The sequence below is a fragment of the Rathayibacter sp. AY1B8 genome, assembly GCF_002932775.1.
Lineage (GTDB): Bacteria > Actinomycetota > Actinomycetes > Actinomycetales > Microbacteriaceae > Rathayibacter.
In genome coordinates this window covers 1-13753 of the sequence record NZ_PSWJ01000025.1, presented here as the reverse complement: position 1 = coordinate 13753, position 13753 = coordinate 1, and the positions used below count along the sequence as shown (strand labels likewise).

Genomic DNA, 13753 nt, shown 5'->3' with positions numbered 1-13753 from the left:
GCCGCGTCGGCTCAGAGCTTCGCGAGCTTCGCCCGGGCGACGAGGAACAGCCCGTACATGACCAGTCCCGCGCTGACGAGGGTCAGGGCGATCGTGCCGTACGGAGGGACGTCGAGGAAGCGGATGGCCCCGTCGAGCCCGGTCGCCTGGCGGGCGTCGCCGGTCAGCGCCGCGACCACGAAGATCCCGCCGGCCAGGCCCAGCGCGAGCCCCTTCGTGATGTAGCCGGTCGCGCCGAGGATCAGCACGGCGGTCCCCGTCGGGCCCTCGGGGATGCGGACGAGCTTGCGGAAGCCGCGCCGGATCCCGATCGCGACGAAGCCGATCCCGCTGCCCAGCACGATCCCGCCGACGATCACGAGGATCACGACGCCGACCGTGCTCGTCAGCAGCTCGGTGTTGATGCGGCGGATCGTGGCCGAGGAGCTCGTCGAGCCGCCGAGGGCGAAGACGAGCGTGGTGCCCGCGAGCGTGAGGGAGGCGATGCCCTTGCCCGACTCGACGATCCGGCGGCCCAGGCGGGCGGGGAGCCCCGGCGCGGAGGAGCGCCCGCCGAGGGAGAGCTGCCAGAGGCCGAGCGCGACCAGCCCGATCAGCGCGGCCCAGACCACCACGAGCCCGACGGGGGAGTCGGCCATGCGCCCGATCGCTCCGGACGCGTCCGCCTCCCGCGAGGTCTCGTCGCTGACCGCGACGCGCAGGGCGAGGCCGCCGATCAGGAGGTGGATCAGTCCGTTGACGGCGAAGCCCGTGCGGGCGAGGCGCCGGAAGCGCCGGGTCCGGACTCCGGCGCGCGGCGACGGCACGCTCGCAGTGGACATCGCGCAACCCTCTCATCCCCGGCGCCTCCTGACCCGCCGACGCGCGCGTGGCAACCCTCTCCCCGGCCCGGGTGCCCACGTCGTGTGATGGAGGTGCGGTGCAGTTCGCGCCGCAGCAGGACGAGAGAAGGAACCCCATGCGTGCACGCCGACGTCGCGCGGGCGGTCGCCGAGGGCCGAGGCGGGGCGGACGTCCCGGACCGGTCCCGGGCAGGGGAGGGCGGCGACGATGACCGGAGCGACGCTCCTGGTCCGCCGCCCGTCGAGCCCGGCCTCGCGGGTGCTGGTGCTCCACGCGACCGCGGTCGAGCTGGAGCTGCTGGTGGCCGCGCTGCTCGGGCTCGCCGAGGAGACGCCGTGCCTGGACGTGCGGGTGGCGGCGAGGTCGCGGGCGGCGCTCCTGCTGGCGACCGTCGATCCGGAGGCGGTGCTGCCGCTGGCAGAGGCGCGGCGAGTCCGCGTCGGGCTCCGCCGCGAGCGCGAGGAGCTGGAGCGCGGCGGGGTCGGGTGCCGGCACGTCGTCGAGGCGCGGGCCGGCCGTCGGTAGCTCCGGAGCGGGTCCGATCGGCCGCCGGCCTCGCGACGAAGTCCTGACGGAGGTCGTCCACCGCCGATGTGCGCCGCGCCGTCCCGCCCCCGTCAGCAGCAGCCGCAGGCCTCGGAGTCCTCGCTCGTCAGCGCGGAGATCGGCGTCGTGCAGGACTCGCCGCGCCAGGCCTCCAGGCCCTCGCGGACGGCGACCGCGGCGATCACGAGGCCGGCGACGGGGTCGGCCCACGTCCATCCGAGCGTGCTGTTCAGCAGCAGGCCCACCAGGACGGCGGCGGAGAGGTACGAGCAGAGGAGCGTCTGCTTCGAGTCCGCGACGGCCGAGGCCGAGCCGAGCTCGCGGCCGGTCCGGCGCTCGAGCAGGGAGAACGCGGGCATCACCAGCAGGCTGACGGCGGCCAGCACGATGCCGACGGGGGAGTGCTGGGCCTCCGAGAATCCGAGCAGCGCCCGGATCGAGTCGACGGCGACGAACGCGGCCAGGCCGAGGAACGAGACGGCGATCACCCGCAGGGCGGTGCGCTCGCGCGCCTCCGGATCGCGGCCCGAGAACTGCCAGGCGACGGCCGCGGCGGAGAGCACCTCCACCACGGAGTCGAGGCCGAAGGCGACGAGCGCGGTGGACGACGCGACCGTCCCGGCGGCGAGGGCCACGATCGCCTCCACCACGTTGTAGGCGATGGTCGCGCCGACGATCCAGCGGATCCGCCTCTGCAGCACGCGGCGGCGGGCGGGGAGGAGCGGAGCGCGCAGGGCGGTCATGCGCAGCGGCAGTCGTCGCCGGAGCAGCAGTCCGGATCGACGACCAGGGCCAGACGGAGCAGATGGTCGAGCGCCCCGGCGATCCGAGTCTCGGCCAGCCGGTACCAGGTGTACCGGCCGTCCTTCACGGCCTCCACCAGCCCGCATCCGCGGAGGCACGCGAGCTGATTCGACATCACCTGCCGCGAGACCCCGAGCGCGTCCGCGAGGTCGGAGGGGACGGCCGGAGCCTCGCGCAGCGCGAGCAGGATCCGGGACCGGGTCTCGTCCGCCAGGGCGGATCCTAGGCGCGCGAGAGCAGCGGAGTGGGTGAGGGTCGCGGTGGCGGGCACGGGAGCGACGGTACACGCGATGCTGTATCGAGCGCGAGGGCGGTGGTCTCTCCTCGAACGGGTGAGCTCCCCTCCCGCTCCCCCCGTCGGGTGGGCGGACGGGCCGCACTGCCGCGGATCCCCGGGGCCGGCCTCCACGGCGCGCCCCGAGCGGCCCGCGCGCCGTGCCAGGATCCCCTTGATCACGGCGCCCGTCCGCCGCTCCGCCGCTCGGTCTCCTGGAAGGGCCACGGACCCGCCTTGCTCGATGCCACGACCCTCCGCGTCGCCTTCGGGGTCACCGCCCTCACCCTCTTCCTGCTGTTCGCGCTGGTCACCTACCGGTCGACGCGCTCGTCCTTCAGCTTCTGGTGGTGCACGGCGCTCGCGCTGTTCATGGGCGGCTCGCTCGCCTACCTCCGCGACGGCACGGCCGACCAGGTGTGGGCGAATCCGCTCGGGAACGGGCTCATCGTGGCCGGCGCCGCCGCGGTCTGGGCGGCGAGCCGCTCCCTCCGCGGCCGACCGACGCCGTGGTGGCTGGTGGTCGCTCCGACCGTGGTGGTGACGGGCGTGTCCAGCCTCGACTCGCCCGCCGTCAACGACTGGTCGGGAGGGCCGCTCTACCTCGCCTCGATGGCGCTCCTCATCGGCCTGTCGACCCGCGAGATCGCGCTGCTCGGCGCCGGGCGCTCGCGCACGCGCTGGCCGCTGCTGCTGAGCTCCGGCGCCCTCTCCCTCTACTACGCGCTCCGGTTCGCCGTGTTCCTGGCCGCGGGGCTGCGCAGCGAGCTGTTCGCGACCTGGTTCGGGACCCCGACCACCACGCTGATCACGCTCGTGCTGCTGGTCGTGGTGTCGTTCAGCATGGCCTCGCTCAGCGGCGAGCAGGTCGCGCAGATGCTCACCGCCGGCGCCGCCCGCTCGCGGCAGGAGCTCGCCGACGGCGAGAGGGTGCAGCGGCGGCTCGAGCCCCGCTCGGTCCCGGACCTCCCGGGCTACGACGTCGCCGGCGCCTGCGTGCCCAGCGGGACGGTGAGCGGCGACTTCTTCGACTGGCGCTGCACGCCCGACGGGCTCGCCGTCACCGTCGCCGACGTGATGGGCAAGGGGGTCGGCGCCGCGATGATCGCCGCCACGGTCCGCGCCGCCCTGCGCGTCACTCCTCCCGCCCTCGGCCCCGCGGCGACGATGGCGCTCATCGACCGGGTCGTCGAGCCGGATCTGTCGGCGAACGACGCGTTCATCACGCTCCTCCACCTGCGGCTCAGCGCCTCGACCGGCGACATCGCGCTCGTCGACGCCGGGCACGGACTCGGGATCGTCTGCCGCGCCGACGGCTCGCGCGAGCGCATCCCCTCCGCCCACCTGCCGCTCGGCCTCCTCGGCACGCAGGAGTGGGAGCCGACCGGCCTCCGGCTCCACCCCGGCGACCTGCTGCTGATCTGCAGCGATGGCGTGCTGGACCTCTTCGACGGCTCCCTCGCCGCCCTCGACCGGGTGGCCGACGCGGCCGTCGCCGCCCCTGCGACCGCCGCCGCTGCGGTCGCCGGCGTCACCCGCCTGGCGGCCGAGGGGCTGCTGGCGGACGACGTGACCGTGGTGGCGATCCGGCGGACCTCGGGGAGCTGACCCGGCCTCAGCCCCGCCCCGCCTGCAGCCGGAGCCCGGCCAGCAGCAGGTCGAGGCCGGAGCGGAACACGTCGAGGTCGTCGTGCGTCGCCATGACGTCGGCCGCGTGGTGGCCGAAGGGGAACTCCTCCGGATCGAGGGCGCGCCAGCGGTCGGCCAGGTGCTCGAGGAACTCGCCTCTCTCCATCCCGCTCTCGAGGAACTCGCGGGGCGGCGGCTGCGCCAGGTCGGCCGCGACTCCGACGACGTAGCTGACGATGGACGACACGGCGTGGAACCGCTGCCGGGGCGTCAGGTCGAGAGCCATGAGCTGCTGCCCGAGGCGCTCGTACATCGCCATCGAGTTGGGCTGCACCCCGGTCGTGCGGAGCATGTAGAGGCCGAACCAGGGTCGGCGGACGCACTCGTCGAAGAGGGCCAGTGCGACGGCGCGGACGTTGTCGATCGGGTCCGGCCCGTGGGTGAGCGGCTCGCTGTCGGCGAGGACCCGACCCATGACCTCGTCGGTCGCCCGCTCCAGCAGCTCGTCGCGGCTGCCGACGTACCAGTAGATGCTCGCCACGCCGCCGCCGAGTCGGGCCGCGAGCGCGCGGAACGTGAGGGCCGACTCCCCGGACTCGTCGAGGATCGCGATCGCCTCGGCCAGCACGGTGTCGAGCGAGTGCGACGCTCGGCGGCGGCCCCGGGCGGGGGAGGGCGCGGCAGCGGTCTCCGTCGGGCGATCGGCAGGCATGGCTTGCATCTTACCGAACGGCGTTCCATACTATCGAACGCCGTACGAGAGTCGAACGGCGTTCGATAGGAAGGCGCTTCGATGTCCGCTCCGACGACCACCTCCGCCGAGTCCCGCGCTCACACCTCCCTCCGCTCCGCGGCACTCCCGCTCGCCGCTCTCTGCCTCGCGTTCTTCGTCGAGATGGTCGACAACACGCTGCTCTCGATCGCCCTCCCGACGATCGGACGCTCACTCGACGGGTCGACCGCCGGACTGCAGTGGGTGACCGGTGCCTACTCCCTGACCTTCGGCGGGCTGCTGCTGACAGCCGGGTCCGCCGCCGACCGGTTCGGCCGCCGCCGCGTGCTCCTCACCGGCCTCGCCGCGTTCGGGCTGATCAGCCTCGCCGTCGTCCTCGTCACCGACATCGGCCAGCTGATCGCCCTCCGCGCGGCGCTCGGCTGCGCCGCGGCCGCCATGGCGCCCGTCACGATGTCGCTGGTGTTCCGGCTCTTCGACGACGAGAGGCTCCGCATGCGGTCGATCACGATCGTGATGATCGTCGGGATGTCCGGCATGGTCCTCGGCCCCCTCCTCGGCGGCTCGATCCTCAGCACCGTCAGCTGGCAGTGGCTGCTCGTCGTCAACGCCCCGATCGCGCTGCTGGTCTGGATCGGCGTGCGCCTCGGAGTCCCCGCGGACCGGCGCGCCGACCTCACCTCCGGTCGGCTCGACCTGCCGGGGACCGCCCTCACCGTCGCCGCGGTGGGGCTCGGCTGCTACACACTCACCAGCGGAGTCGAGAACGGCTGGCTGTCGCTCCTCACGATCGCCTGCGCCGCGGGCACCGTCGCCGCCGTCGCGGGATTCGTCGTCCGCGAGCGCCGCGCCGTCTCGCCCATGATCGACCTCGCGATCTTCCGCGCCGGCCCCGCGCGGGGAGCGGCGCTCACGCAGCTCGGCGCCTCGGTCGCCTTCGCGAGCGTTCTGTTCGGCCTGATCCTGCACTTCCAGTACGCCTACGGCTGGAGCCCGGTGCGCGCCGGCCTCGCGAACCTGCCCGTCATCGTCACGATGCTCGCCGCCACTCCGGTCACCGAGCGCCTCGCCGCGAAGCTGGGGCACCGCGCGGCCTGCCTGATCGGCACCGGGCTCCTGGTCGGCGCGCTGCTCGGGATGTCCTGGGCGGTGGACCGGGGCTACCTCGCGATCGCCGTGATGATGGTCGTGATGACGGTGGGCCTGCGGACGATCATGACCATCTGCGCCGTCGCCCTCGTCGAGGCGATGCCCGCGAACCGCACCTCGATCGGTGCGGCGCTCAACGACACGGCCCAGGAGATCGGCACCAGCATCGGCACGGCCGTCGTCGGCACGCTGATCGCCGCACTGGTGGCGACCACCCTCCCGGCGGGCGCGTGGAGCGCGGACCTCGTCCGGAGCTTCTTCGCGGGTGAGCGGGTCGCTTTCCTGGTCGTAGCGGTCCTCGTCGGCGTGATCGCGACGATCGGCTCGCTGTCACTCAGCGACTCCCGCTCCACCGAGGAGCCGGCGGCGGCCTAGTCCGTCGGGTCGCGCCGGGCGTCCTCGAGGTCGGCGATGTCCGTGTACTCGAGGAAGTCCAGCGGCGGGATGTCCGTCATCTCCTCGCTCCAGGAGGGGCGGGCCGGCTGCATGCGGCGCGTCTCGAGCTCGATGTGGGCGATGACCTCCGCGGAGCGCCGGACGCGCAGGGCAGGACGGTTGACAGCCGCCCGTCGAGTCCGGTGGGGGAGGCCTTCCGCCGGCGTTCCGCGGTGGAGCCCGTGCTCAGAGCTGCGCGAGCAGCCTCTCGCACGCCTGCTCGCAGCGGCGGCAGGCCTCGGCGCAGATCCGGCAGTGCTGGTGCATCCCGGCGTGCTGCTCGCAGTCGTCGGCGCAGGCGCGGCAGGCCAGGAGGCAGGCGTCGACGAGGGCGCGGACGGCCGCGGATCCGACGACGCCGCGGCGGGAGAGCACGGCGCCGGTCGCGGCGCACACGTCGGCGCAGGCGAGGTCGGTGCGGATGCAGTGGACCAGCTCGGCGACCGACTCCTCGCCGAGGCACGCGTCGGCGCAGGCGGTGCAGGTGAGCGCGCAGGCGCCGCACGCGTCGATGCACTCGGCCAGGACCTCCGGATCGACGCCGCGCAGCTCCTCGGGGTGGCTCCGGATCATGTCGCTCGTGCTGCTCATGGCGCGTCCTCTCGTCGTGACCCCGGCGGGTCGATCGGTCCGGGCGACGCTACGGGCCCGCCCGCCGCCAGGCGAGGGCCTGGCCAGGCACCGCGGCCGGTGGTAGCCGGGCCGTCAGCCCCTCACGACGAAGGCGTCGTGGATCAGGTTGCCCCCGGTCGCCGCCGGATTCCGCGTGCTGCCGCGGGTGATCGTGACGGTGTGGGTGCCGGCGGGCAGGGTCCCGCTGGTCCAGACGGTCTGGGCGGAGCGGGTGGTGGCGCTGTAGCGGTCGACCGAGGCCACGAGGACGCCGTCGAGGCGGACCTCGTCGATCCCGGACGTGCTGGACCGGCGGCTCACCCACGAGACTCCGGTGCCGGTGAAGCGGAGGGTGGCGGAGGCGCCCCCTGTCGACGAGAAGGAGACACCGCCGCCGCTGTCCGCGGAGGAGGAGGTCGTGGACCAGGTGCCCGTGACGGCGACGGCCGGCGAGCCGTTCTGGTGGGTGCCGGCCCCGACGGCGGCGAGCGGAGTCGCGGTGGCGGTCGGCGTCGAGGTCGGCGCGGCGGTGGCGGTCGGCGTGGGCGTGGCCGTCGGCACCGGAGTGGCGGCCCTCTTCGCGAGCACGATGGACGCCGTCGCTCCCTTCAGCCCGTTCGGCCGGAACGTGATCGTCGTCGCGGTGCTCGTCCTGCTCGTCACGCTCAGGGCGGCGCTCGAGGACACCGTGCCCGCGGTCGGCCGCGCGAGCGTCACGGTGAGCGCGCTCGTCGAGACCTGCGTCGGGTCGACGGTCGAGACGGTCACCGTGTCCGCGTCCTCCCGGATCGAGACCAGTCCGGCGCCGGTGATGCTCGCGACCCGGGTGCCTCCGACGAGGACGGGGCTCGTGGTCCCGGCCTTCCACGACACGGCGCTCACGGTGCCGGTCGAGCGGTCGCGGGCGGCGCTCAGCTGGGGTGTGTTGCTGAGCACGGTCACGTCCGGGTCCGCCGCGTACGCGGCGGTCGCCGCCTCGGAGGCGCCGGGGAGGACCGTGTACGCGTACGAGGCGCCGGTCGGGTTCGTGCCGTGGCTCGTCGTGAGGGAGTAGTAGTGGCCGGTCACCGGCGCCGTCGGACCGGCGGCGCTCACGGCGCTCCAGGCTCCGGTGCGGGTCCGCCCCTGCGCGGTCAGGGCGATCGGCGTCGGGAAGACGTAGCCCACCGACTCCGCGGAGCCGGTGATCGAGGCCCAGCGGGCGGTGCTCGTGGCGGTCGCCTCCGCACCGCGGAGGACGCCGTCGACGCGGAGCCTCGCGTCGGGAGCGACGTCGCGGCGGTCGTCGATCACCGTCTCCGCGCGCCGGCGCACCCCGTCCCAGCCGGTCCCGGACATGTCGGTCGCCGTGATCCCGGAGCCGAGCGCGAGGATCTCGTCGTCGAAGGTGAACCAGGCCTTCTTCGCGACCAGGCTCACCGACGCCGCGTCGAAGTCGAGCGCCGCGATCCCCGTCCGCCGCGACGGGCTCTCGAGGCTCCCGGTGAAGGTCGTCGTCGGGCGGGACGACGCGCCCTCGCCCGCGCTCCGGACGATCGTGTCCTCGGTGGTGCCGGGCATCCGGTACGGGTTCGCCGTGGCCCAGTAGCCGTCGTCGTACTGGCGCCCGCTGCCCAGGTGGAGCGAGGTCGCGCCGTCGCCGGTGTACCAGCCGCTGCGGTTCTCGCCGTTGAGCGACTCGTAGCGGGCGATCCGCGTGCTCGACAGGCCGACGGCGAAGCCCGAGGTCGCCGTGGTCCGCGTGAAGCGGTCCATGCCGGCGAAGGCCCGGACGCCCGAGCCGATCGGGGTCGCGGTCAGGCCCGTGTCGGCGAGGACGAGCCGCGCGCGCACGACGTCGCTGACGGATCCGGCCGTCTCGATGCTCACGGGGCTGCCGGCGTTGCAGGCCAGCCAGCTCTTCGCCAGCGCGTTCGTCCGGGTCCGGACCGCGGGCGGGGCGCTGTCGGCGAGGCGCAGCACCGCCGCCTGCAGCTGGACGCCGACGTCGCCGTCCTCCGACTCCGCCCGCGCGGTCTCGCGGCCGCGGACCGTCGACATCACGGCGCCGCACCAGGTGACGGGGGCGAAGGAGGAGGCGAGCCGGTCGTACACGCCGAGCCCCTCCGGGCTCGTGATCTCCCAGCGGGAGCCGTCGAGCAGCGAGTACAGGTCGTCGAGGGTGTCGAGCATCGAGAGCCCGTACCCGCCGCTGTAGGCGAAGACGCTGTGCTGCACGAAGGAGCCGTCGGCGTGGAAGCCGTCGCCGGACGCCACCGTCCTCAGCGCCGGGTCGATGCCGGCGGCCGCCTCCGCGATCTTCGCCGGCTGCTTCAGAAGCACTGCCCGCCCGGCGATGACCGCCGCCGTCCAGACGCGGTTGGCGCCGGTCCGGGTGACGGTGTCGGCGAAGCGCGTCGAGGCCGACAGGTAGGCCTGCACCTGCGCCGCCGAGAGGTCGGGGTAGAGGAGGGCGGTGATGCTGTTCAGCTCGAGCGGGATGCCGATCTGCTGCTCCCACCAGCGGGAGGTGCCGGTGGTGGAGCGGTTGTAGCGGTTCGCCGAGAGCCAGTCGGCGGTCGTGACGACGTCGCGGAGGAGCGCCGGGTCGCCGCTGAGGGCGGTGCCGGGGGTCTTCAGCGCGGTCGCGAGGACGGTGACCCGCTTGTAGGCGGTCCACACCTCCACCGCCGAGGTGCCCGTGACCAGATCGGGCCAGGGCTCGCCGCCGTCGGTCTCGAGCGTCGACCAGTAGCCCTCGGCCTCGGCGACGAGGCGGCCCTTCGCCGCGGCGAGGCCGCCGACGCTCCCGCTTCCCGGGATCGTGCCCGTCAGATCGGCGACGAGGGCGAGGCGCATCGCGTCGTACTCGTCGCCCGCCGAGTCGACGGCGGACGCTGTCGGCGCGGTGGCGAGCGGGAGGATCAGGACGGTCACGAGCAGGAGCGCCGCAGCGAGTGGGCTCCCGCGCCGGGGCGCGTCGGATCGAGAGGGTCGGTTCGTCTCCGCGCGCGATCGGCGGAGGGGACGCGGCTGAGTGGGCACGGGCGCTCCTGAGGCGACGCCCACGAGCCTGCGGGCTTCGGGTGCTCGCGGGTCGCCGGGGGAGCGTCGGGTGAAGAGTAGGGGTCCGCTCCGTCCGGCGGCAAGAGGCGGAGGCGAGGACGGCCGGGATCGGCCACCGCCGACGCTCCCGACCGCGCGATCTGCGACAGCCGTACCCCGTGAGGGGTACAGAGGCGCCGAAGGTCCCCCACCCGTCAAGCGGGGCGATACGGTCGGAGGTGCGTGTGCGCTCCGGGGAGTCCCGGCGCGGCGCGCAGGGGGAAGGGGGCACGGATGATCGAGGCCGAGCAGGATCCGCGGCTGGTGGCGCTCGAGGCGCTCGAGATGATGGGGTCGGCTCCGGAGGAGCGCTTCGACCGGATCACACGGATGGCCGAGGAGCTGTTCCGCGTGCCCGTGGCCGAGATCCACTTCCTCGACGACACCACGCTGTTCACGAAGTCCCCGCAGCGTCCGGACGCCGTGCTCGCCTACCCGCGCGCCGGCACTTTCTGCGACGCGACGCTCGAGAAGCGCACCACCTTCGTCGTGCCGGACCTCGGTGCCGACGAGGCGTGGGCCGGGCACGAGCACGTCGCGGGGTACCCGCACGTCCGCTTCTACGCCGGGCGGCCGCTGTCGGTCGAGGGCGACCTGCAGCTGGGCACCCTCTGCCTCATCGACTTCGTGCCCCGGAGCCTCACCCCGGACGAGCGGCAGCTGCTCGAGGAGTTCGGCGAGTGGGTCGAGCGGGAGCTGCGCGACACGGCGGAGCGCGACCGCGCCGCCGACATGCAGACGCAGATGGCTCCCTCCTCCCTCCACCACCCTGCCGGCTACGAGCTCTCGGGGCTCTCGCTGCCGCGGTGGACGATCACCGGCGACTTCTACAGCTGGCGCGGCGACGACGAGACGGTCGACCTGACCCTCGTGGACGTGATGGGCAAGGGGACGGCAGCGGCGATCGTGGCCGCGTCCATCCGCTCCGCGTTCCGGGCGCGCCTGGGCGGCGACCCCGACGCGGTCGTCAGCGCGGTGAGCGCGCAGCTGCACGACGACTTCACGGCCACCGAGACCTTCGCGACCCTCTTCCACGGGCGCCTCGACACCGCGTCCGGCCGGATCGACTTCGTCGACGCGGGCCACGGGCTCACCGTCCTCCTCCGCGCCGACGGCTCGTTCCAGCGGCTCGCGGCACTGGGCCTCCCGCTGGGCATCGCGGAGGACGGCGGCTGGATCACCCAGACCGTGGAGCTCGCGGTCGGCGACTCGCTCCTGGCCTTCACCGACGGCGTCCTCGACCTCTACGACGGGACCCTGCAGTCCCTGGCGCGCGCGGTCGACCTCGCCCGCGACTCCGCCGACACCGCCGAGTTCCTGCAGGCGCTGAGGGCGCTCGCCGCCTCCGGCTCCGCGTCCGACGACATCACCGCCCTCGTGCTGACCCGCACGGGCGCCGACCGCTCCGCCGAGAAGGACCCCGCATGACGTTCACGACCGAGACGATCGCCCCCGACATCGCCGTGCTGCGGGGGGAGGGGCGGCTCAACGCGGCCTCGGCTCCGGAGCTGCGCTCGGCCGTCCGCCGGGCGATCGACGAGGGCAGCCCCCGCATCGTCGTCGAGCTCAGCGCGGTGACGTTCATGGACTCCTCCGGTCTCGGCGCCCTGGTCGGCGCTCTCAAGACCGCGCGGCAGGCGGGCGGCGACCTGCGGATCGCGGCTCCCAGCGGGCAGGTCGTGATGGTGCTGCAGCTGTCCAACCTGGACCGGGTGCTCACCCTCTTCGACACCACCGGCGACGCGTACCGTGACTGAGCGCAGCGTCGGGTTCCGCACGCCCCCGGACGACACCGAGGTCGTCCACGAGATGCTCGCCGGGCTCTGGGGCGAGCGGCCGGACCTGCCGGCCCGCGACCGCATGGCCGTCGAGACGGCGCTGGTCGAGCTGGTCGACAACGTCATCCAGCACGCGACGTCGACGACGACGATCGTCTGCCGCCTCGTCGTGCGCGTCGAGGGAGACGCGATCCACGCGGAGCTGGTCGACACGGCCGATCCGCCGGAAATCGGCACGGGGCCGCGGGAGATGCCGGACGTCTTCGCGGAGTCGGGCCGCGGGCTCGCCCTCATCCAGGCGCTGACGACCACGTTCGAGCACGAGCGCTCGGAGGGGCGCAACGTCTGGACCCTGACCCGGGCGCTGGACTCCTAGCGACTGGCGCGGATCAGCGGATCGTGTGCGCGGTGATGACCGCGGCGGCACGCGCCAGGTCGTCCGCCATGCCGTTCAGCCCGGGGGAGGCCTTCAGCACCTCCGCGCTGACCTCGTCGTAGCGCTCGTCCACCTGCGCGAGCAGCTGCTCCCCGGAGGCGGTGAGGCGCAGCAGGACGCTGCGGCGGTCCTGCGGGTTGGCGAGCCGGTCGACGTGGCCGGCGGTCGCCAGCCGGTCGAGGAGCGCGGTCACGGCGCCCGTCGAGAGGGAGAGCTCGAGACCCAGCCACTTCGGCGTGAGGTCGGGCGACTCGCCGAGCACCTCGAGCGCGGTGAGCTCCGAGATGCCCACGCCCACGCCCGCGGCGATGCTCGCGCGGAGGTGCCGCTGCGCGTTCTCGAGCAGCCGGAGCGACTGCCGCAGCTGCACGGCGGGCGCGTCCTGGTCGACGTCGCGCGGGGTCGGTCTCTCGGTGGTCATTCGTCCTTCTCGGGGTAGGGCTGGGGTCATCGTACGGGTCGCCCTCGGGGGTCCCGGCCTGTCACCCGGACAGGGGGTGAAAGAACGATTGCAATGTATCTTGGTCATCAAGTAACTTAGCGGTCAATCGAGTTCGGCGGACCACCAGCCGGACCCTCCCCCTTCAGCATCAGCCCGCCCCACCCGATCAGGAGTCCTGCCATGTCGACCCACACCGCCAAGTCCAAGCGCGTCCGCTTCGCTCCCCTCGCCATCGCGACGAGCATCGCCGCCGCCGCTCTCCTCTCCGTCTCGATGTCCGGCACCCTGTCCGGCTTCGTCGCGAGCATCTCCAACACCGGCAACACCGCCGCCTCCGGCTCGCTCGTCATGGAGGAGAAGTCGACCGGTGCCAGCCCCATCACCTGCCTCAGCACCGACGGCGGCTCGATCAGCACCAACACCGCGACCTGCGCGACCATCAACAAGTTCGGCGGATCGACCACGATGGTCCCCGGCCAGACCGTCACCACCGCGATCACGCTGAAGAACACCGGCACCGTCAACGCCAACACCTTCACGCTGACCCCCGGCGCCACCTGCTCGCAGAGCAACAACGTCGCGGCCGGCGCCTCCGGCTCCGCCACCGACTTCTGCGGCAAGCTCAACGTCGTGATCACCTCCGGCGGGACCACCGTCTTCACCGGCACCGCCGCGACCCTCGCCGGCTCGGCCGTCAAGACCCTCAACACCGCCCCGGTCACCCCCGGCACCTCCACCCCCTTCTCCATCGCCGTGACCCTCGACTCGTCGGCCACCAACGCCTACCAGGGCCTGTCCGCCTCGCTCCCGCTCACCTGGACCTTCGCGAGCTGATCCCCTCTCCACCCGGCCCGGAGCGCCCCCGCGCGACGGGCCGGGGGAGGAGCGTCCCGCAGCGCTCCTCCGCCGGCGCGTCGCGCGGGGGCGGTCCGGGCCGGGTGGAGAGGGGTTCGACTCGCGAGGGGCCAGCTGAGCGGGAGGGAGGCGG

At 73.8% G+C, this 13753-nt stretch carries 14 protein-coding genes; 7 read left to right on the top strand and 7 right to left on the bottom strand.

What is annotated here, in order from left to right; genetic code table 11:
- Positions 1-11 precede the first annotated feature (11 nt).
- On the bottom strand, positions 12-821 hold the full coding sequence (locus C5C63_RS13555) for a DUF1206 domain-containing protein (protein ID WP_104234039.1): 810 nt from the start codon (positions 819-821) through the stop codon (positions 12-14).
- Between the two features lie 229 nt (positions 822-1050).
- On the opposite strand from C5C63_RS13555, the gene C5C63_RS17110 reads away from it, so the two are divergent.
- Complete coding sequence (locus C5C63_RS17110; protein ID WP_104261209.1) at positions 1051-1368, top strand: hypothetical protein; 318 nt, start codon at positions 1051-1053, stop codon at positions 1366-1368.
- Positions 1369-1460: 92 nt separating this feature from the next.
- Here C5C63_RS17110 and C5C63_RS13545 read toward each other — a convergent pair whose 3' ends face one another.
- Together C5C63_RS13545 and C5C63_RS13540 are read right to left on the bottom strand one after the other, a co-directional pair.
- Positions 1461-2132, bottom strand: a complete 672-nt coding sequence (locus tag C5C63_RS13545) for a cation diffusion facilitator family transporter (protein ID WP_104326237.1) — start codon at positions 2130-2132, stop codon at positions 1461-1463.
- Positions 2129-2464, bottom strand: coding sequence for a helix-turn-helix transcriptional regulator (locus tag C5C63_RS13540; protein WP_104234042.1), 336 nt, complete (start codon positions 2462-2464; stop codon positions 2129-2131). Before C5C63_RS13540 ends, C5C63_RS13545 begins: the two co-directional genes overlap by 4 nt.
- Positions 2465-2704: 240 nt before the next feature.
- Here C5C63_RS13540 and C5C63_RS13535 point away from each other — a divergent pair, with 240 nt between their 5' ends.
- Complete coding sequence (locus tag C5C63_RS13535) at positions 2705-4075, top strand: PP2C family protein-serine/threonine phosphatase (protein WP_104326236.1); 1371 nt, start codon at positions 2705-2707, stop codon at positions 4073-4075.
- 7 nt (positions 4076-4082) lie between these two features.
- Here the strand turns inward: C5C63_RS13535 and C5C63_RS13530 are convergent, their stop codons facing one another.
- On the bottom strand, positions 4083-4808 hold the full coding sequence (locus tag C5C63_RS13530) for a TetR/AcrR family transcriptional regulator (RefSeq protein ID WP_219812210.1): 726 nt from the start codon (positions 4806-4808) through the stop codon (positions 4083-4085).
- Positions 4809-4889: 81 nt separating this feature from the next.
- Here C5C63_RS13530 and C5C63_RS13525 point away from each other — a divergent pair, with 81 nt between their 5' ends.
- Positions 4890-6353 (top strand): MFS transporter, encoded by a 1464-nt coding sequence (locus C5C63_RS13525; RefSeq protein WP_104255961.1) that lies wholly within the window; start codon positions 4890-4892, stop codon positions 6351-6353.
- Between the two features lie 246 nt (positions 6354-6599).
- On the opposite strand, the gene C5C63_RS13520 is transcribed toward C5C63_RS13525, so the two are convergent.
- Together C5C63_RS13520 and C5C63_RS13515 are read right to left on the bottom strand one after the other, a co-directional pair.
- Positions 6600-7004, bottom strand: coding sequence for a four-helix bundle copper-binding protein (locus C5C63_RS13520; protein ID WP_104326235.1), 405 nt, complete (start codon positions 7002-7004; stop codon positions 6600-6602).
- A gap of 114 nt (positions 7005-7118) precedes the next feature.
- A complete protein-coding gene (locus C5C63_RS13515; protein ID WP_104326234.1) occupies positions 7119-9941 on the bottom strand; it encodes a polysaccharide lyase 8 family protein in 2823 nt (940 codons plus the stop codon).
- Between the two features lie 402 nt (positions 9942-10343).
- Here C5C63_RS13515 and C5C63_RS13510 point away from each other — a divergent pair, with 402 nt between their 5' ends.
- From C5C63_RS13510 to C5C63_RS13500, 3 genes are read left to right on the top strand one after another with little or no spacing between them, the layout of a single operon-like run.
- Positions 10344-11537, top strand: a complete 1194-nt coding sequence (locus tag C5C63_RS13510; RefSeq protein ID WP_104224280.1) for a PP2C family protein-serine/threonine phosphatase — start codon at positions 10344-10346, stop codon at positions 11535-11537.
- Positions 11534-11866: an STAS domain-containing protein gene (locus C5C63_RS13505; protein WP_104326233.1), complete on the top strand. Its 333-nt coding sequence runs from the start codon at positions 11534-11536 to the stop codon at positions 11864-11866. Before C5C63_RS13510 ends, C5C63_RS13505 begins: the two co-directional genes overlap by 4 nt.
- Entirely contained in the window at positions 11859-12263 is a 405-nt protein-coding gene (locus C5C63_RS13500) for an ATP-binding protein (RefSeq protein ID WP_104267898.1), read from the top strand. Before C5C63_RS13505 ends, C5C63_RS13500 begins: the two co-directional genes overlap by 8 nt.
- Positions 12264-12276: 13 nt before the next feature.
- Here C5C63_RS13500 and C5C63_RS13495 read toward each other — a convergent pair whose 3' ends face one another.
- Complete coding sequence (locus C5C63_RS13495; RefSeq protein ID WP_104224277.1) at positions 12277-12744, bottom strand: MarR family transcriptional regulator; 468 nt, start codon at positions 12742-12744, stop codon at positions 12277-12279.
- A gap of 201 nt (positions 12745-12945) precedes the next feature.
- Here C5C63_RS13495 and C5C63_RS13490 point away from each other — a divergent pair, with 201 nt between their 5' ends.
- The gene (locus tag C5C63_RS13490; protein WP_104224276.1) at positions 12946-13599 is read left to right on the top strand and encodes a hypothetical protein; all 654 of its coding nucleotides are present in this window, start codon (positions 12946-12948) and stop codon (positions 13597-13599) included.
- Positions 13600-13753: the final 154 nt, after the last annotated feature.

What these genes read in the sequence shown, in the direction of transcription:
- C5C63_RS13555 (WP_104234039.1), bottom strand. Translation starts at nt 821, where the DNA reads ATGTCCACTGCGAGCGTGCCGTCGCCGCGCGCCGGAGTCCGGACCCGG.
- C5C63_RS13525 (WP_104255961.1), top strand. Translation starts at nt 4,890, where the DNA reads ATGTCCGCTCCGACGACCACCTCCGCCGAGTCCCGCGCTCACACCTCC.
- C5C63_RS13505 (WP_104326233.1), top strand. Translation starts at nt 11,534, where the DNA reads ATGACGTTCACGACCGAGACGATCGCCCCCGACATCGCCGTGCTGCGG.
- C5C63_RS13490 (WP_104224276.1), top strand. Translation starts at nt 12,946, where the DNA reads ATGTCGACCCACACCGCCAAGTCCAAGCGCGTCCGCTTCGCTCCCCTC.
- C5C63_RS13545 (WP_104326237.1), bottom strand. Translation starts at nt 2,132, where the DNA reads ATGACCGCCCTGCGCGCTCCGCTCCTCCCCGCCCGCCGCCGCGTGCTG.
- C5C63_RS17110 (WP_104261209.1), top strand. Translation starts at nt 1,051, where the DNA reads ATGACCGGAGCGACGCTCCTGGTCCGCCGCCCGTCGAGCCCGGCCTCG.
- C5C63_RS13520 (WP_104326235.1), bottom strand. Translation starts at nt 7,004, where the DNA reads ATGAGCAGCACGAGCGACATGATCCGGAGCCACCCCGAGGAGCTGCGC.
- C5C63_RS13510 (WP_104224280.1), top strand. Translation starts at nt 10,344, where the DNA reads ATGATCGAGGCCGAGCAGGATCCGCGGCTGGTGGCGCTCGAGGCGCTC.
- C5C63_RS13530 (WP_219812210.1), bottom strand. Translation starts at nt 4,808, where the DNA reads ATGCCTGCCGATCGCCCGACGGAGACCGCTGCCGCGCCCTCCCCCGCC.
- C5C63_RS13495 (WP_104224277.1), bottom strand. Translation starts at nt 12,744, where the DNA reads ATGACCACCGAGAGACCGACCCCGCGCGACGTCGACCAGGACGCGCCC.